Annotated in this window: 16 protein-coding genes; 12 read left to right on the forward strand and 4 right to left on the reverse strand. The window is 61.0% G+C overall.

The features are described 5' to 3' along the window. Window positions 1-22 precede the first annotated feature (22 nt). The 6 genes from DTQ13_RS01585 (at window position 23) to DTQ13_RS01610 (ending at window position 5,399) form a co-directional block, all read left to right on the forward strand. Window positions 23-766 carry an ATP-binding cassette domain-containing protein gene (locus tag DTQ13_RS01585; protein WP_248460928.1) on the forward strand — a complete coding sequence of 248 codons (744 nt, stop codon included), beginning with the start codon at window positions 23-25 and terminating at the stop codon, window positions 764-766. Further along, window positions 763-1,644, forward strand: a complete 882-nt coding sequence (locus tag DTQ13_RS01590) for a hypothetical protein (protein ID WP_248460930.1) — start codon at window positions 763-765, stop codon at window positions 1,642-1,644. Before DTQ13_RS01585 ends, DTQ13_RS01590 begins: the two co-directional genes overlap by 4 nt. After that, window positions 1,641-2,306: a YdcF family protein gene (locus tag DTQ13_RS01595; RefSeq protein ID WP_248460932.1), complete on the forward strand. Its 666-nt coding sequence runs from the start codon at window positions 1,641-1,643 to the stop codon at window positions 2,304-2,306. The genes DTQ13_RS01590 and DTQ13_RS01595 overlap by 4 nt, the downstream gene beginning before the upstream one ends. A 67-nt stretch (window positions 2,307-2,373) precedes the next feature. Continuing rightward, entirely contained in the window at window positions 2,374-3,129 is a 756-nt protein-coding gene (locus tag DTQ13_RS01600) for a 1-acyl-sn-glycerol-3-phosphate acyltransferase (protein WP_103765189.1), read from the forward strand. 228 nt (window positions 3,130-3,357) lie between these two features. Beyond that, complete coding sequence (locus DTQ13_RS01605; RefSeq protein WP_248460934.1) at window positions 3,358-4,545, forward strand: hypothetical protein; 1,188 nt, start codon at window positions 3,358-3,360, stop codon at window positions 4,543-4,545. After that, window positions 4,542-5,399 carry an NrtR DNA-binding winged helix domain-containing protein gene (locus DTQ13_RS01610; protein WP_248460936.1) on the forward strand — a complete coding sequence of 286 codons (858 nt, stop codon included), beginning with the start codon at window positions 4,542-4,544 and terminating at the stop codon, window positions 5,397-5,399. The genes DTQ13_RS01605 and DTQ13_RS01610 overlap by 4 nt, the downstream gene beginning before the upstream one ends. A gap of 430 nt (window positions 5,400-5,829) precedes the next feature. Here the strand turns inward: DTQ13_RS01610 and DTQ13_RS01615 are convergent, their stop codons facing one another. After that, a complete protein-coding gene (locus DTQ13_RS01615) occupies window positions 5,830-7,353 on the reverse strand; it encodes a hypothetical protein (protein ID WP_248460938.1) in 1,524 nt (507 codons plus the stop codon). A 521-nt stretch (window positions 7,354-7,874) separates the two neighbouring features. Between DTQ13_RS01615 and nadA the strand changes: the two genes are divergently transcribed. From nadA to nadC, 3 genes are read left to right on the forward strand one after another with little or no spacing between them, the layout of a single operon-like run. Then, the gene (nadA, locus tag DTQ13_RS01620; protein ID WP_081563426.1) at window positions 7,875-8,861 is read left to right on the forward strand and encodes a quinolinate synthase NadA; all 987 of its coding nucleotides are present in this window, start codon (window positions 7,875-7,877) and stop codon (window positions 8,859-8,861) included. 11 nt (window positions 8,862-8,872) lie between these two features. Then, on the forward strand, window positions 8,873-10,339 hold the full coding sequence (locus DTQ13_RS01625; protein WP_248460945.1) for an L-aspartate oxidase: 1,467 nt from the start codon (window positions 8,873-8,875) through the stop codon (window positions 10,337-10,339). A gap of 34 nt (window positions 10,340-10,373) precedes the next feature. Then, window positions 10,374-11,243, forward strand: a complete 870-nt coding sequence (nadC, locus tag DTQ13_RS01630; RefSeq protein WP_043557912.1) for a carboxylating nicotinate-nucleotide diphosphorylase — start codon at window positions 10,374-10,376, stop codon at window positions 11,241-11,243. A 4-nt stretch (window positions 11,244-11,247) separates the two neighbouring features. Here nadC and gloB read toward each other — a convergent pair whose 3' ends face one another. After that, window positions 11,248-11,955 (reverse strand): hydroxyacylglutathione hydrolase, encoded by a 708-nt coding sequence (gene gloB, locus DTQ13_RS01635; RefSeq protein WP_227449669.1) that lies wholly within the window; start codon window positions 11,953-11,955, stop codon window positions 11,248-11,250. A 176-nt stretch (window positions 11,956-12,131) separates the two neighbouring features. On the opposite strand from gloB, the gene DTQ13_RS01640 reads away from it, so the two are divergent. Beyond that, window positions 12,132-12,809 (forward strand): phosphatidylserine decarboxylase, encoded by a 678-nt coding sequence (locus tag DTQ13_RS01640; RefSeq protein ID WP_043558376.1) that lies wholly within the window; start codon window positions 12,132-12,134, stop codon window positions 12,807-12,809. An 11-nt stretch (window positions 12,810-12,820) separates the two neighbouring features. Continuing rightward, window positions 12,821-13,687 (forward strand): phosphatidylcholine/phosphatidylserine synthase, encoded by an 867-nt coding sequence (locus DTQ13_RS01645; RefSeq protein WP_081562888.1) that lies wholly within the window; start codon window positions 12,821-12,823, stop codon window positions 13,685-13,687. Here DTQ13_RS01645 and DTQ13_RS01650 read toward each other — a convergent pair. Next, window positions 13,603-14,121, reverse strand: a complete 519-nt coding sequence (locus DTQ13_RS01650) for an NADH-quinone oxidoreductase subunit B family protein (RefSeq protein WP_043557909.1) — start codon at window positions 14,119-14,121, stop codon at window positions 13,603-13,605. The genes DTQ13_RS01645 and DTQ13_RS01650 overlap by 85 nt on opposite strands. A 108-nt stretch (window positions 14,122-14,229) precedes the next feature. Here DTQ13_RS01650 and DTQ13_RS01655 point away from each other — a divergent pair, with 108 nt between their 5' ends. Continuing rightward, on the forward strand, window positions 14,230-15,225 hold the full coding sequence (locus tag DTQ13_RS01655; RefSeq protein ID WP_248460946.1) for a diacylglycerol kinase family protein: 996 nt from the start codon (window positions 14,230-14,232) through the stop codon (window positions 15,223-15,225). Here the strand turns inward: DTQ13_RS01655 and DTQ13_RS01660 are convergent. After that, the gene (locus DTQ13_RS01660; RefSeq protein ID WP_248460949.1) at window positions 15,149-18,022 is read right to left on the reverse strand and encodes a TonB-dependent receptor domain-containing protein; all 2,874 of its coding nucleotides are present in this window, start codon (window positions 18,020-18,022) and stop codon (window positions 15,149-15,151) included. The two genes, DTQ13_RS01655 and DTQ13_RS01660, sit on opposite strands and share 77 nt — an antisense overlap. Window positions 18,023-18,078 lie beyond the last annotated feature (56 nt).

An 18,078-nucleotide genomic window follows, 5' to 3' on the forward strand; every position in this document is an offset into this window, starting at 1 on the left:
GCACAGCCATGCGGAGCCCTGCATGATCGCCCTGGAGACGCTTCCGCTGCCTGTCGGCACGTCTCTCGTGCCGGGTGGCGTGCAGCACCTGTCCCTGCGGCTGGAACGGGGTGGCACCCTCTGGGTGACAGGCCCTGCCGAAGCGGGCAAGACAGCCCTGCTGGATACCATCGCCCTGCGCCGCCCTGCCACGGGCGGGATGATGACCCTCCTCAACCATGCCGCAGGACCCGGTCTTTCCGCACGGGGTCGCAGACAGCTCCAGCAGCGCATCGGGTACATCGAGGCAGCCCCCCTTTTCATGGACCGCCTGACGCTGGCGGACAATATTGCCCTGCCGCTGGAGCTGAACCACCTGCGCAGAGCAGATGTGAAACGGGAAACCGACTCCATCATCCGCTGGTTCGGGCTGGAGAACCATGCACAGCTTCTTCCTCACTCACTCAGTCAGACCATGAGAATGCGGGCCGCCTGTGCCCGGGCCCTGATCACCCAGCCTTCCATCGTCTTGGTAGATGAACCGGCCCTGACCCTCTGCCCTGTCCTGCGGGATCATCTTCTTTCCACCCTGCGGGGCCTGGCCAGAAATGGCACCACAACCCTTCTGGCCATGCAGCACCAGCCAGAAGGGACAGCCCCTGATGACCAGCTCCTGACCCTGCCCCGGCTCCCCCCATCACCGGAAGTCTCCATTTCTTCTGCCTCCGGGAATGATCTGGCAGCCCCGCTGATCCTGTCCCCCAGAGATGAAAGGCTGCTCCCATGACATGCCTGTCCCGTGCTACAGACCGGCCTGCCCTGTGGCCCCTGCTGCTTGGCCTCTGTCTCGTCACATGGCTGGCCGGGCTGGCTCTGGCCCTGCCCTATGGTGTGGATGGAGCTGTCCAACGCTGGGAAGGACAGGTGAACAGCCAGATCGTCATCGCTCTGCCTGTGATCGGCAAGGAGGCTCCCGCCCTGGCGGACAGCCTGCCCAAAGCCCTGACCGCCACATTCCCCGAAACCCACGCCACCCTCCTGCCAGAGCAGGAGGTTTCCCGACTTCTGGCCGCATGGTCCGCCCCGTGGGAGGGGCCTCTCCCCAGGATTCTCACCCTCTCGTATCATGGGGACATGACCAGACTGGCCGCCTTTGTTCACAGCACCGCCCCAGAGGCCATCATCGTTCCGCCGCCCCCCCAGCTGACAAAGCTTACCCCACTCATGACAGTCCTCCAGCAGACTGCACGCCATGTCGCCCTGATGGCTGGGCTGGCAGCAGCTCTGATCGTTCCCGCCCTGCTCTATCTGGCAGCCAGAACCGTCGCTCTGGCCAACCGGCAGCAGCAGGCCGTCCTGTGGAGACTGGGCGGAAAGCTGTCCGTCCTTCACCGTATTTTTGCCCGGCGGGTCGCCCTGATGGCCTTTCTGGGCAGCCTTGCAGGCATCGTCCTGCTCCTGCCTTCACTGGGCTTCATCACCGCTGCTCTGCACCCTCTGCTGCGCCTGCCACCCGCAGAGGGAAGCATGTCGTCCTTCATCTCTCCATCACTGCTGCCAGTCCGGCTCTGGCTGGCCTTTTCCCTGATGCCGGTCCTGATGGCACTGGCGGGCTGGGCCATGGTGCATCTGGTCTGTGCCAGACAGGGGCAACAGGCATCATGAAACGGCCGGGCCCCACTGTCTGGTCTCTCTTCTCTGGCGGGGTGACCATCGCAGGATGGCTCATGCTGGCCAGTTTCATTTACTTCTGTGCCGATGCCCTGCGCCCCTCACCGGACCTGCACAGCATCCCGGCTGACTGCGACGGCATCGTTGCGCTGACGGGCGGCAAAAACCGCATAGAAGCCGGAATTGCCCTGCTCCAGCAGAAATCGGAGCGACTGCTCCTGATCTCCGGCGTTTCCCCCCATACGGGGCTGAACCATATTCTGGCCGCCACGGGAATCGGCCCGCTGCCACCGGATCTGACGCAGCGCATCAGCCTTGGATATCGGGCCGCCACTACCATCGGCAATGCATGGGAAACCGCCCAATGGGCAAAGCAGAAAAACCTGCATCATCTTGTTCTGGTCACGGCGGGGTATCACATGCGCCGCTCCCTGCTGGAGTTCCACGATATTGCCCCGCAGCTTCAGTTCACCCCCTACTGGGTGCAGCCTCCCGCCATGAGCACCCCCTTTCATCCACACACCATGCTGCTGATGTTCAGCCAGTACGGAAAGCTGATCGGGGCCTTCATCCGTCTCATGGTCCTCCACCAGCCGGACCATGCCCAGGAAGGATTCCGCCCTGTTCCTCCAGCTTCAGGAACACCTCCCGCCTGATTTCTGGCTCGCCCATCTTTTTCCCTTGCTCTTCGGATAGATTCTGCGCCATGCAGGGAGCATTATGATGAGTCTCGTCCGTGGCAGCCTGTTCAACCTGTATCTCCTAATTCTGACCCTCGTCATGGGGGTCTTCGCCTTTCCCATCCGCCTGCTCAACCGGCGGGATGCCGCCTTGGGCTATGCCAAGCTCTGGTCCAGGGCCGTGCTCTGGGGGCTGGAACGCCTCTGCGGCATCCGCATCGTCATCAGCGGGCAGGAGAACCTGCCTGATGGCCCTGCGCTCATTGCCTCACAGCATCAGTCTTTCTTTGATGGTTTTGTCTGGATGAATACCGTGCCGCTGCCGGCCTATGTCATCAAGAAGGAACTGACATCCATTCCGTTGGTCGGTCCCATGCTCATTCTCAGCGGCATGATTCCTGTCGATCGTTCCGGCGGATCTCAGGCCCTGCGGGGCATGATGGATGCCGTGGCAAAGGCACAGGGAGCCGGGCGACAGATCATCATCTTCCCGCAGGGCACACGCACGAAACCCGGTCAGGCTGTTCCGCTACAGAATGGCGTCATCGCTCTGGCCCGACAGGCCACCTGCCCCATCCTTCCCGTAGTGACGAATTCCGGCCTGTTCTGGCCACATTCCCCGTGGCGGAAATACCCCGGCACGCTCCGGGTTGCCATCGGGAAGCCTCTCGCCGCCAGCCTGAAGGGGCGTGACCTCATACCGGCCATCAGCGGCGCCTGGGAGGCACTCTGCCAGGAACATGACCTGCCCCATGAAGCTGTGGAAAACTCTGTGGATGTGAAGAAGGATAACCAGTAATTCCTGTCCCGCACGGAATGGACGCAGGTATAGACCATGAAAGTGCTGCCCTGTGGGTATCTGCCTAACCATCTGTAATACAACACATTTCATGAGGCCTGCAGAGGGCCTCCCTTTTTTCCCCGTATCAACATTCTGGTGTGATTACTCCACAAAAGGTGAAGAACCTTCTGGGGACAAAGTAACAGGCCCGTCATTCTGTCCTTCTTCCACAGCGGAGGACAAATTTTGAGCCTGTTCCGCCGCCATTTCATCCTGATCACCTCCTGTCTGTTCCTCGCTCTTCTGGCAGGCAGCTGGGGGTTGTACCTTCGGACGCAGGCCCTGCTTTCCAACCAGCTGGCCCATCTGGCCGTCCAGTCCCTGCCTTCAGACGGTCCCACCCCAACCCTGACCATACAGAAAACCTCTGCCAGAGGATGGCCTTTCGGGGCCTGGCGTCGGCTTTACGGCGTGTCCTTTCACACCCATCTCAACGGGGCCGATATTGTCGGGGCCACCCCCATGCTCCGCCTGGGTGGGAACTGGCTGGACTGGGCACATTCCCTGACCACACGGACCGAACTTCCGCTACAGCTGCCGGACAGCACCATCCTCCGCATGGTCCGCAACGGCGAAAGCCTGACCCTGCGCCTGCGCAAGGCAAAACTGCGCATCAGCAAGGAAAGTCTTCCCTGTCCACCAGATGCCAGATGCCATGACCACGGCACGCTGCCCCTGTACTGGGCACATTTCCGCATTGCTGAACTGGAACTGGCCTCCTCCCGCCTGCCACACAGCCTCATGCTGAATCACCCTGCCGGGACCATCCGTTTTGCACCGCAGTCCCTGTCGCAACCTGACCCTGCCCTGCAGAACAGGCCTCTGCTTTCCGCTGCCATCACGGCCAGAGAGCTGACCTATCCCTCCTCATTTCTACAGAATTTTCGGGTGGAACAGGTTCATGCTGCTTTTGCCCTGCTACCCGGCACCGGCACGACACCCCTCAGATTGCCGCCAGAAACCGATCATGCCACATCCTCCTGGCCTGACATCCCATTACAGCTCAGGCTTCATGAGCTCAGTGCCACCATCCATCCGGTGGCTCCGGGAAAACAGAATACGCCACCGCCGCATCTCTCCCTTGGTGGCAAACTTTATGTCCCGGCCTTTTCTGGCATTCTGTCCGTCAGTCTGACCAACTGGCAGGAGCCCCTGCATGATCTGCTTCAGAGTTCATGGATCCAGCGCAACGTACCCATCGCCATGCAGGGGCTCCTGAACGACATGATGACCAGCCCCCGGATGCTGTCCCTCTCCTCCCATCCCCTGACGGTCAGCATCCCTCTTGACCACGGCGTTCCCCCGGGGCTTTCATCCGACCATTTGCAGACCCTGTACAGCCATTTCCGCCAGCTTGCTCCTCATCCTCAATGACCTTCCAGAGCCTTTGCCCGACAGACCTGATTACCGTTCTCATGACATTGGGCGATGATGCACCCCACGTCGCCCTGCTGCGCCATGACCGGGACACTCCCCCCCTGGAGGAAAGCCATCATTCCCTGCAGAAACGCCTCTGCCATTGGGCGGAAACCCTGACACACTGCCCCATCGGTTACATGGAGCAGCTCTATACATTCAGCTCCTTTCCCATACGGGAACAGACGCCCCATATTCACATCACCTATCTGGCCCTGAGCCACAGCCATCCACGGGGCTGTCACGGTTCGCTTTACCAGCGTTTCCCCTGGGAAGACCGCCGGGACGAAAGCGGCAACAAGCAGCTGGCCGAGTTCATCACGGCCATCAGGCAATGGGCCGACGACAATGAGGAACGCCAGAGCCGCATCGCTCCAGCCTTTGGGCTGGATGGCCTGCCGTGGGACGATACCCGTGTTCTGGAGCGTTACGAACTGCTGTGGGAATCCGGGCTGGTGCCACGCAGCCCGCCCAAACAGAAAAACACGGACCGGGATGACCGTCGCCTTCTGGCCACGGCCCTGTCCCGGCTACGTGCCCGCACCCGCTACAGTCCAGCCGTTTTTGAGCTGCTTCCTTCGTCTTTCACTCTTCTACAGCTGCAACAGGCGATGGAAACGGTATCTGGCCGCCTCATGCACAAGCCCAACTTCCGCCGCCTTGTCCTGCATCAGCAGCTTGTGGAAGAAACCGGCACCTACGACCGCCCAACCGTAGGACGCCCCGCACGGCTGTACCGTTTCCGGCCAGCCGCTATGGCTTCCTGCTATCTGGGAGCGGCATTTTTACCGCTTGATGTGCCGACTCTTTAAGCGATTTTTATCACGTATGATGGAACTTCATTGAAACAGGCCCATCTTTAGGGAAAGACATCACAAAACTGTCCCAATTTCCCTGTCCTGCTTCTTCCATAAGTTCGTGAAGTGCTGGTACACCCACCGACACTTCCCCAAGGCATATTCACTCAGGGGGCGCGGACTGGCTTTCACTGCTCTCATCATGCGAACGGTTCCCGCCCAGCATGCTCATGGAGTTCTAAGCCATGCCCGTGCCGAAGCTGATCATTATCTTCGTCATTGACCCGGAAAGCGTGTCGCTCCCGACACCCACCTAGAAGCCCACGCTCTGGCTCTTCCATGCAAAACTGTTCCCAAGGCTGTGGGCTTCCAGACTGCCCGTATTAAAGTGGCTCTTCTCACGGGACGTCTTATTGAATAACTAATAAATACAGATAATTAATTATTATTCAAAAAATTCTTTCCTAGCATAAACCTTTACACCATACCTTCCAGTAATATTAAAAGGTTCATCTGATCGAATTATGAATACTCTGATATCTCCAGCCTCCTGCGTATAAGGACTCTCTTTTATTCTCATACACACTCCTCTAAAATTCATTTTCATAGAATCCTTTGATTCCTTATCAAAGGCGATTATCACCTCAACATCATTTCTGGAAAAATTGACCGATACAAATCTCAGACTACTATCCACCTCACCAAGTAAGGCTTGTGATATTCCTACGAGAATCATTCCTCTCTCATAGGAAGAAATATTCTCATTTTTACTGCCAAACTCACTACTAGGAACCTGTTTTTCATTTAAATAACCATCATCACGCACAACCGAAGATTCGGATTTTAAATTACCGTTCCCTGTACCTCCAGCGACCACCTTTTCATCCTGCCGGACACTCTTCATGACCTGACCGACGGCCGTTTCCTCTTTCACAGCATTGTTGGCGACACCCTCTGCTGCATGTCCTGCCAAAGCAGCCCCAAACTCCTCCCCAGTCACAGCCATAAACTGGGCCTGAGCAAGCCTTTCGAAAGCATCTCCACCAAACTTGAGGATCGCCCCCACCACAGCACTCTTCGCAAGCCAGAGCGAACCGGTAATCGCAGGAGACACAACAACAGATGTATCGATACCAAAGGTATCCAAACCTGCTGATCCCGCCTGGATAGCAGCAAGATATGGGTGTCCTTCCTGCTCCAACCTGCCAGCCAATGTATAACCAAAGGCAGTTCCAGGTGGGCCTGGGATCATGGAACCAGCGGTTAATGCTCCATCAAGAACTGCATCCACGACCGCCTTCGTTTCTTCTTTCTGCTGCTCTTCCTTCTGTTCTGCCTCCTTCCCACGATGGGCACTATCATTATACTGCTCGATGGCCGCTGCCGCCGCTGCACCAGTAAGCGCACTGACTGACGCACTGCCCTTGCCCGCAACCAGTCCTCCAACAGCCCCACCAGCCGCTGCGGCAGCACTGCTGAACATGTTGGCAATACTGTCATGCAGCGTACCGTCGCTGCTGCCCGTCAGCCCCGTCGCCACGGCCTCCGCCAATGGACGGGTCGTCGCTGCCGTCACTTTCCCGGCAAGCGTACCCAGACCAGCAGCAGCCGGCTTACCTCCCGTCAGAGCTGCAACACCGGCCGCCCCGCCAGCTTCCAGAAGATCACGCACGACTTCTCTACCAGAAAACAGGCCAGAAGAATCTGCTGGCGGCAAACCCTGCTTCGCACGACTTCTATCTTCCTCATCCTGTATCTTCTGGAAGGCCGTTCCAACAATCTCACCGACGAGCTGCGTGCCAAGCTGTCCGGCCTGTATCTGGTTCTGTAGCTTCTGCGCATCAAACCTGTTCGTCAGGGCACCATTGGCATGGGCAACGTCGTGACTGTATGACCCCGTGACACACCCCGCATTGACCGTGATGGTGTCGCTGATAGCAGACTGGCTTTCACTGCTCTCATCATGCAAACGCCCTCCACCAAGAAGACCCGCAGAGTTCGCCGCCATCCCCTTGGCAAGGCCGACGAGCTTCTGCGACATCGATCCGGTAACCAAGCCGCCGCCTGCATGGCCGTGCTACGATAATCCGATATGTTCGCCCGTTGCATCTGCCCGAAAGCAGACAGGCTGCCATGAATGAGCCGAAGCCACTACCGTATTCCAAAGCCAGAAAGAGACAAAGGCTGAGCCTGCGATGATGCCCCCGCCACCATTACCCATCCGGTTCCCGGAGAAGGGCTGACCTTTCCGCCCACATATCTGGCTCCATTCCGGGTATCTCCGGTAACCGTACCCCCCAACCAGAAGACGCCACCTTCCCCTGATTGTGGAGAGCCTCTGCCCAGTCACTCCCATCCAGAATACGCTCCCGAAAGAACGGTACGATCTTTCCTCCTGACACACCCGGAGCAGAAACCCCTTGGCATGGTCTCCAGCAGGGCCTATATTATGCTCATAGTGAGTATAACCTTGGTAAGGACCTCTCCATGATGCAGGGCATTGCCCCTTCTCCGTCCCGCGCTGCGCTGTACAGCCCCGTGGCCTCCCTCATGGCCCGGCAGGACTGGGACCGGCTTTTTGCAGATGACATCGAGGCCATTCTCGAGCTGAAGCGCAAGCATAATGCCGTCATCCTCGCCCATAATTACCAGACACCAGAAATCTTCCACTGCGTGTCCGACATCCGGGGGGACAGTCTGGCTCTGGCCCGTGAGGCCCAGAATCTGGAACAGGATGTCATCATCATGGCGGGCGTCCATTTCATGGCCGAAACGGTCAAGCTGCTGAACCCCACGAAGACCGTCCTTATCCCGGACGAACTGGCAGGCTGCTCCCTGGCCGAAGGTATCACGGCGGAAAATGTCCGCACCCTGCGGGAACGCCACCCCGGCGTGCCGGTCGTTACCTATGTGAACAGTTCCGCTGCCGTAAAGGCCGAGACAGACGTCTGCTGCACGTCCGGCAATGCACGCCGTGTCGTGGAAAGCCTTGGCGTACCGGAAGTCATCATGATCCCCGATGAATTCCTTGCCCGGAACATCGAGCGGGAAACCGGCATCAAGATGCACACATGGTCAGCCCGCTGCGAAGTCCATGAACGGTTCACCCCGCAGGAAATCCGCCAGTACCGACGGATGCATGGCCCGCTCCATATCATTGCGCATCCGGAATGTTCACCCGATGTCGTGGCAGAAGCCGACCATGCCGGGTCCACGGCCAGCATGATGGACTACATCGCCCAGCATAAACCTGAAAAGGTCATGCTCATCACCGAATGTTCCATGAGCGACAACCTCGCCGCCATGCACCCGCAGACCGACTTCATCCGTCCCTGCAATCTCTGCCCGCACATGAAGCGCATCACCCTGAAGAACATCCGTCAGGCTCTGGAAACCATGAGCACCGAAGTCACCATCCCGGCTGACCTTCAGGAACCGGCCCGCCGCTCCGTCGAGCGGATGCTGGCCATCAAGTGAAGGACCGTCCCATGCAGGGACATGCCCTTTCCCGCCACGCAGGCTGGCCAGTCATCATCGGGGCCGGGCTGGCTGGCCTCATGGCGGCTCTGGAGATGGACGGCCCCTGCGTGCTGCTTGCTCCCTCCTTCACAGGGGAAGGAACATCCAGCGCCCTGGCCCAGGGCGGCATGGCAGCGGCGGTCGGTCCCGGTGACAGTCCGGCCAGCCACGCCGAGGATACGCTCAGGGCCGGTGCCGGTCTGTGTGATCCGGCCATCGTGCAGCGCATCACCGAGGCAGGGCCGGGTGCCGTGGAAACGCTCCTGCGGCTTGACGTGCCCCTGGCCCATGATGGAAAAGGTCAGCTTGCCCTCCATCTGGAGGCCGCCCACAGCCATGAGCGGATTGTCTTTGCCGGTGGCGACCGGAGCGGACAGGTCATCCTTCAGCATGTTCTCCAGCAGGCCCGGAAAAAGGACACCATCCACTGGCTACAGGCCACGCTGGAAGGGTTCCACGCCCCTGATGGGACAGTGCAGGGTGCATGGACATCCGCCGGGTTCATCCCCACACGGCACTGCATTCTGGCCAGCGGCGGCTGCGGCGGGCTGTATCAGCACACGACCAGCCCACTCTCCAACCGGGGTACGACACTGGCTCTGGCCGCATGGGCAGGAGCTACCCTGCGGGACATGGAATTCACGCAGTTTCATCCCACGGCCCTCGTCGCACCGGGCCAGACGGGCCGCCTCTCCCTCATCAGTGAGGCCGTGCGGGGAGCCGGAGCCGTACTGCGTCTGGATGACGGCCATCGCTTCACGGAAGAACTCGCCCCCCGTGATGTCGTCAGCCGGGCCATCGCTGCCCAGCTGCGGGAAGGACGCACCGTCTTTCTGGATGGACGCTCCCTGCCGGGTGCCCCCTTCAGCGCACGTTTCCCCGGCATCACGCAGGCCTGCCGAAAAGCCGGTCTTGATCCGGACACCCAGCTTCTCCCCGTCCAGCCCGCCATGCACTACCACATGGGCGGCCTGAAGGTGGACCAGACAGGCCGCACGACCCTGAAGGGATTGTGGGCCTGCGGAGAGGTCGCCTGTACCGGCCTTCATGGTGCCAACAGGCTGGCCAGCAACTCCCTGCTGGAGGCTCTGGTCTGCGGGCAATGGGCAGGGCGGGACGTCAACACCAGCCGGAACGATGGAACAGCTCCCCCTCCCGCCACGGTACCGGCACGCCCCACCTTCACGACGGACTGGCCTTTCCGGGCTGAAATGCAGCAGCATCTCGGCATTCTCCGCACCCGCACAGGACTGGAAAATTTTCTGGAACGTACCCTGCCACTGGCCCGCCAGAATCTCTGCGCCCTGACCGCCTCCCTCATCGGCTGGGCCGCCCTGAACCGCCCGGAACAGAGAGGGGCACACTGGCGGGAAGACACGCCCGGTCTTCAGCCGCCCCGTCACATCGACATGCAGCTGACCGACCTGCCCCTGTAACCTCCTTCCATCCAGCACCAGGAGACCCATCATCATGGCCCTTGAGACGCTTTTCCTGCCCGACCTGCTCTGGGAACCGGTCATCAGCAACGCCCTGCGGGAAGATTTCGGCACAGGTGGCGACGTCACCACGCAGGCTCTCATGCAGGGCCAGCCCACACTTCGGGCCTCCTTCGTCGCCCGGCAGGATGGACGGCTGGCCGGACTGCCCGGTGCCCGTCTGGCCTTCACGCTTCTGGATGGCCGGACCCGTTTCACACCCTTCAGGCAGGAGGGCGACCGCATCACCCGTGGCGACGTTCTTGCCGAGGTGGAAGGCCCGGCCAGCGCCGTGCTGGGCGGGGAACGTGTGGCCCTCAACCTGCTGTCCCATCTCAGCGGGATCGCCACCACCACGGGCCAGATCGTGGATGCCGTGGAAGGTACGGGGGTCAGCATCTGCTGCACCCGCAAGACGCTCCCCGGCCTGCGTGCCCTACAGAAATATGCCGTCCGGGCTGGTGGTGGCAGCAATCACCGCCACAGGCTGGATGATGCCATCATGCTCAAGGACAATCATCTGGCTCTTTTCGGCAGCAACATCCCCGCCGCACTGGCCGCTGCCCGCCAGCGGGCCGGACACCTCATGAAGATCGAGCTGGAAGTGGACTCCCTCGCCCAGCTCGCCGAGGCGCTGGACTGCCCCGACGGGCCGGATGCCTACCTGCTGGACAACATGACCCCCGCCATGCTGCGTGAGGCCGTGAACATGATCGAAGGCCGGGCCATTGCCGAAGCCTCCGGCGGCATCACGCCCGACACGGCCCGCAGCATTGCCGAAAGTGGCGTGGACATCCTCTCCCTCGGCTGGCTGACCCACAGCGTGAAAGCACTGGATATCGGGCTGGACATCCGCACGGCCTGACAACTCAGAACTGGTCTTTCTGCTTCCGCAGGCGGGCCAGTTCTTCCGGCGTCCGGGCCATGAGGAACGGGTTGGTCTGCCGCTCCACGCCCAGCGGAACAGGCACCGAGGGCCGCCCTTCCGCCCGGAGCTGCGCCACCTCTGCCCTGCGGGCCTCCAGCGCAGGGGTGCTTCTGCCCAGTGAGGCAATGAATTTCAGGTTCCCCTGCGTGTATTCATGGCCGGGGCAGAGAAGTGTCCCGTCCGGCAGATCATCAAACTGGCGGAAGCTGGCAAAAAGCTGTTCCGCAGTCCCCTCGAACAGGCGGCCACTCCCACCACTGAACAGCGTATCCCCACTGAAGAGGGCCGGGGTTCCACCCTCCAGCGCATAGCAGAGGTGATCCAGCGTGTGACCCGGTGTGGCCATGACACGGAATGTCAGCCCGGCCACCTTCACCTCATCACCGTCCTTCAGCGGGTGATCGACACCTGCCACATCCGCTGGACCATAAACCGGCACGTCGTGGCGCCGTGCCAGTTCTGCCGCCCCACCGACATGATCGCCATGATGATGGGTCAGCAGGATGGCAGCCGGAGCCTCTTCCCCCAGCATCGCCTCTGCTGGCCCGGCTTCACCGGGATCGATCACCACCCAGGGGTGCCCCTCCTTACGGACGAACCAGATGTAATTATCCTGAAAGGCGGGAACCGGCCTTATCTCCACACTCATGAAACCTCTCTCCAGACAGGGTTATCCCGCAGGAAACAGCGGGATAACGGAAGCCATGCCTCCAAGATGGCCCCTGCCACCTTTCCCTGCAAGCACACACCCAGCCCTGACCACGCCCTCCCCATCCCCGTCACGAAATACTTGACCCATCCAGCAGGTGACGTATGAGTAATCCCATGTCACTGATCAAATCTCTCAAACTCGTCCTTGCTCCGCCGCACCGTGCGGCAACACCCTTTCTGGGCATCGGCCTTCTGGCTGGTGTGTTCGGGCGGGCCACGCCATGGCGGCTGACACGGGCCCTGGGGACAGCAGGCTTTGCGTTCACAGGCTTCTGCCTCTATTTCTTCCGCAACCCACGGCGGACGTCTCCACAGGGTGAAGGGCTCGTCCTCGCCAGTGCGGATGGACGTGTGACAGGTGTTTCCATGGTCCCGCCGCCGGCTGCCCTGGAGATGGGCAGTGAGCCGGTCTGGCGTGTTTCGACCTTCCTCTCCGTACTGGATGTGCATGTAAACCGTATGCCCGTCAGTGGGACAGTCACGAAAATTGCCTATCATGCAGGCAAATTCCTCAATGCCAGCCTGGACAAGGCCTCCGAACATAATGAACGCAACGAACTGCGCGTAACTCTCCGGGATGGCCGCCAGGTGGCCGTCGTGCAGATCGCCGGGCTGGTCGCCCGCCGTATTCTCTGTGATGTGAAAGAAGGCGAACAGGTGCAGGCCGGGGAGCTGTTTGGCCTCATCCGCTTTGGCTCCCGCACGGACATCTACCTGCCACCGGGTATCACCCCCGATGTCCTGGAGGGACAGACGATGATCGGAGGCGAGACGGTCATAGCGAAGCTCTGAGGGCCAGACATATGCAGAAGCCATCTTCCGACACGGCCATGGTGCATAGATACCGGCGCAAGCGGCGCCGGGTCCGTGGGCTTTCCTTCAACCGGCTTGTCCCCAACATCCTGACGATGCTGGGCCTCTGTGCGGGGCTGAGCGCCATCAAATTTTCCATGACAGGCCATTTTACCCATGCAGCCGGGGCCCTGCTCATCGCTGCCTGCATGGATGGGCTGGACGGACGCATCGCCCGCCTGCTGAAGGGGACATCCCGTTTCGGAGCTGAATTTGACAGCCTGTCGGACTTTGTCTGCTTCGGCGTCGTGCCGCCCTTCATCCTCATGCTCTGGGCTCTGCCTGCCACGCAGCGGCTGGCCTTCATCCCGTTCATTCTTTTCACGGTCTGCATGGCCCTGCGGCTGGCCCGCTTCAACTCCGCACTGGACGACGATACGGCACCGGAATATGCCGCCAATTTCTTCTCCGGCGTGCCCGCACCGGCAGGGGCAGGGCTTGCGCTGTTCCCGGTCTTTCTGGGGCTGGAAGCCAAGCGCAACAACCTGACAGGCATCGAGCATTTCGCCCACTCCCCATGGCTGGCCGCTGGCTGCCTGATCGTCACCGCCCTGCTGCTGGTCTCCACCCTGCCGATCTGGTCCTTCAAGAACTTCAAGGTGCCATCACGCTATATTCTGCCCATGCTGGTCGGCGTCGGTGCCTATGCCGCCATTCTGGTAACAGAACCATGGGGCGCTCTGGCCGCAGCTGGTGTCCTCTATCTCGTCATGATCCCACTCTCCCGCCGGTCTTACTGGCGGCTGCGGCGTGAGGCAGAAGATGCGTGGGAGCCCGTGGGAGATGAACCACCCTCTGCCAGCTCCACCAACGCCTGAAGAATGGATGCGGGCGACGGCGGGCAGCCAGGGATGGACCCATAGACCCGGCTGAGCGCATGGAGGCCACCCAGCGTGGCGTATGTGTTCTTCCACAATCCACCATCATGGGCGCAGTCTCCCACAGCCACGAGGCTGCGTCCTGCGGGCATGGCCTCCCACGCACTGGCCAGATCGCCTGCGCAGGAGCGTGTCACAGAGCCGGTGACAAGGAGCCAGTCCGCATCCTCCGGATGCTGGACCCTCTGAAACCCGCTCCCTTCCAACGGGTAGGCGCTGCTTCCCAGAGACACCAGTTCCATCGCACAGCCTTCGCAGCTTCCCGCCTCCAGCGTGAACAGCCTGATGCGCCGCCCCTGCCGCCTCACGGGGCGGGGGCGCCATTTCTGTACATCCAGAAAAGCAAGCATCATGGTCAGGGGAGCTGACTGCATGGCAGATGTGATCCTCACAATGGGAACAAAACAGCAGAACCTGTAACAGAAGGTTCATGCCGGGCACTATATAGTGTCCCGGCCCAGAGTGAAGTACCCTCCCCCGCCATGCACCTGCACCTACCACCCTCCTCACTGCACCCCCATCCCCGCAGAGCACTGCTCATCATCAACCCGACAGCGGGGCATCACTCTCCCCGGCGGCAGGCCGCCTTCGTGAAGCATCTGGAACAGGCCGGGCTGGACGTGCGTGTCATGGAAACCCGCTACCGGGGCCATGCTGCGGAGATCGTGAAAACCCACCTGCCAGAAGCGGACCTCATCATTGCCGGTGGAGGGGATGGAACGATCGCCGAAATTGCCCACGCCATGCTGGGCCAGCCCTGCCCTCTGGCCCTCTGGCCCGTCGGATCAGCCAATGTGCTGGCACTGGAGCTGGGCGTCCCCTTCCATGACGCCCGCAACGCCACCCTGATCGCCAGCGGGCAGACCCGCACGCTCTGGCCGGGCTGGCTCACCACAGAAGGACAGGCCAGCCCAACCCTGTTCCTCCAGATGGTCGGGGTCGGTCCTGATGGCTGGGTGGTGCAGCAGCTCTCCACGGCCCTCAAGAAACGGATCGGCCGGGCCGCCTATGCCGTCACTGCCCTGCGCCTGCTGTCCACCTATCCCTTCCCCGCATTCGAGACAGACGTGGATGGCCGATGCTACCAGTCCCGCCTCACCATCATCTCCAAAGGGCGGCTTTATGGCGGTCCGTTCCGGCTGTTCCGCCACAACCACCATGAAGAGGCCGCCTTCTCCGTCTTCATGCTGCACCGGCTGCACCCGCTCTGCCTGCTGAAGCAGGCATGGGCTTTCCTCTGCCGGAACGACTGCACCACCCCGGCCTTTTCCTTCATCCGGGGACGGACCGTCACCTGTCCCGGCAGCCAGCCCGTTCCTGCCCAGAGTGATGGGGACTTCAGAGGAACAACGCCGCTCCACATCACCAGCGCACCAGCTCCCCTGACGGTCATCTGCCCGGCTAGAAATCAGCCCCCATCTGGAGAAAGAAACTTCTTCCGGCAATGTAGCCTGAATATTGGGAAAAGGCGGTATTGAAGGCCCCATCCGGCACGAAGGGCGGCCGACGGTTGAACAGGTTGCTGATGCCTCCCATCAGCTGGAACTGGTGCCACGTCCCTGACACCGTCACGTCATGCAGGATCGTTCCTCCCACGTGGGTTCGCCCGGATGTGGCCGGGTCAAGATCACGGTGCCCGTCATTCATCCTCATCCCGCTGATGAGGCGTGTCATCCAGATGAGGCTGACATGGTCATGCCGCCATGTCGTGCTGATGTAATGCTGCTCCCGTGGTCGGCCACTGCCATTCAGATAGAGCAGACGACCTGTATAGTCCTGCCAGCTCCCGTTGCGGGTCAGCTTCTGCCTGTAATTCAGAAGATACTGGGTGTTTTCATGAAGGCTCAGCTGGTCCCTGTCGCCCAAGGGCAGGCTGTAATGCAGGCTGAAATCCAGACCATCCGTCTTCAGGGCACCGACATTCTGCGGCAGGGCCTTGATGGCCGTGATCTGCCCGCTGCTGGAACGGGGCAGGATGGCACCACAGAAATCCGGCTCGCTGCCCGTGTAACATCCATCCAGAAGCGTCTGCGTGCTGAGGGTCGAGATCATGTCCCGCAGGCTGTAATGCCAGTAATCGACAGAGAGCCGCAACGCCCTGAGAGAGTGGGGCGTGATGTCCATGCCGACCGTTGCCGTACGTCCATATTCCGGCCCCAGCCGAGGATTGCCACCGGAGAGGGTCGGCAGCTGCCCGACCAATGAAGAGGTGAAGCTGGCCGGGTTGATTCCTTCCTTCTGGCACCGTGCCTGCACCGCTCCCACACGGCTGCCATAGCTTCCCACATGGGCGCAGGGATCGGATGCAGAAGCATAGCTCAATGTCTGGCCGCCATAGACATCATACAGCCCCGGCTGCCGGAACGAGGTGCCCAGCGTCCCCCGGAAGGCCACATCCTGAACCGGTGCCCAGTGCAGGCCGGTCTTCCAGTTCAGCGGTGTTCCGTAATGACTGTATGAAGAGACACGGCCCTGAAGGTCAACCGTCAGGTCCCGGGCCAGTGGCGCACGCCGCAGCAGGGGAAGCTGGATTTCTCCATAACCCTCCGAAACGGTGAACCCACCGCCCGTATAGGCCCCCGCCGCCCCTGTGGACGCCCCCTGCGCCACGAGGGCATCAGGGTGATAGCTCAGCTGCTCCCCCCTATGTTCCATGCCTGCCGCCACCCCGACCGGCCCGCCATACATCCACGGCAGGGCAAAGAGATGCGGGTTCCGCAGGCGCAGCATCGTGTCCCGCAGCTGATAGGTGGCCCGGTCCTTCTGGGTGAACCGGACATGATCCTTCGCCTGCTGGCTGTAGGGCGCAAAAGGATTCTGCAACACGCAGCCCTGCGCCGCCTGGCATATGCCCGGGTCATAGACCACGGGACTGCGGGAATCCGTCACATCCAGCTGTCTCGTCCCTGTCGTTTCCAGCAGGTTGCGGTAATTGATCATGTCCTGCGTGTGAGAGGACAGATGGCTGCGCCCGTAGGTATAGGAGAGGTCATAATCCCACCCGGCTCCCAGCTGTCCTTTCAGGCCGGGCAGGAAGGTCCATGTATCAGTGTTGATGTGATTGCGCCGTGGCCCGACATCTTCCATCCGCTTGATGATGGACGCATCCCGCCCCCACGGATTGTACGGACTGGCCGCCGGCAGCAGCCATGAAGACGGCAGTGTGGATGGCGGGACACTCCCCTGCACCGGCGCTGGCGACTGGGTCCGTTCCACGAGCGTATGGCTGTATCGCATGGTGCCATAGAGCGTCACGAACCGGGAAAACCGCTCATGGGCATCAAGAGAGGCCGTGCCGTCATCATGGCGGTTCATGATCGTGGAATAGCGGGCAAAATTGTACAGATCGTCCCTGGTGAAGCGGCGGAAGCCGCCCTGCCCGTCCGGCACCATCTTCTGCCCCGTCTGCGGATTGATGAGCACGCCGGAAGGAATGATGGACGACCCGTAACTGGGGCTGCCCGTGGCCGGATTGTCATTCTGTGGCAGGGCTGACCAGCTGCGGTCCCGGTTATAGATGGGGCCGGTCGTGCTGTAGCTGCCCGCCAGCGTGACGTTGCCCCGCCCCTCATCAAAATTCATGCCGTGATAGGCGGAGACCTCGCCACCCCGGGCATCCCCGGCCTGCGCAATGCTCCCCCGCATGGTGATGTTGCTGCCCGTGAGGTCGTGCCGCAGATGGATGTTGATGACCCCCGCCACGGCATCCGCCCCATACAGGCCGGACCCGCCATCCTTGAGAATTTCCACCTTCTCGATCTGCTGCAACGGAATGGTGTTGAGGTCCACACATTCGGACCCGGCATTGAGGGTCGCCCTGTGCCCGTCAATCAGCACAAGCACCCGCCCCTGCCCCAGATTCCGAAGGTCCGTGCAGGATGCCCCCTTGCCCCCGTTGGTCAGGCTGTTCGGCGAACCGGATGAGCCGATGGAAGGCATCCTTTGCAGATAGTCCCCCAGAGACGTCACGGCACTGCGCTGTATCTCCTTCCCCGTGATGGTCTGCACGGGATTGGGGGATGTCTTCCGCCCACCCTGAAGGTAAGACCCTGTGACCGTCAACTGCTCGACAGACTGGAAACGGGCCTGTGCTGCCTGATGTGCTGGTCCGTTGCCCCTGTTTCGAGAATGTTCTGGTGCTGAGGGGGTTTTCACCGTCCCGGCCGTCTCAGGCTCCGCCACTGGCGGTTGGGCCTGCGCGGGCAGCACCGTCAGGACCGGGCAGACCAGCCCTCCACCCAGCATGAGGGCAACGCCCTGTCTGATAAACCGCACAGCCCCTCACACAACGCATGATGAATCTTAAATCATATTTTATATGTTATAATATA

The organism is Parasaccharibacter sp. TMW 2.1888 (assembly GCF_023167265.1).
In the GTDB taxonomy this organism is placed as follows: domain Bacteria; phylum Pseudomonadota; class Alphaproteobacteria; order Acetobacterales; family Acetobacteraceae; genus Bombella; species Bombella apis.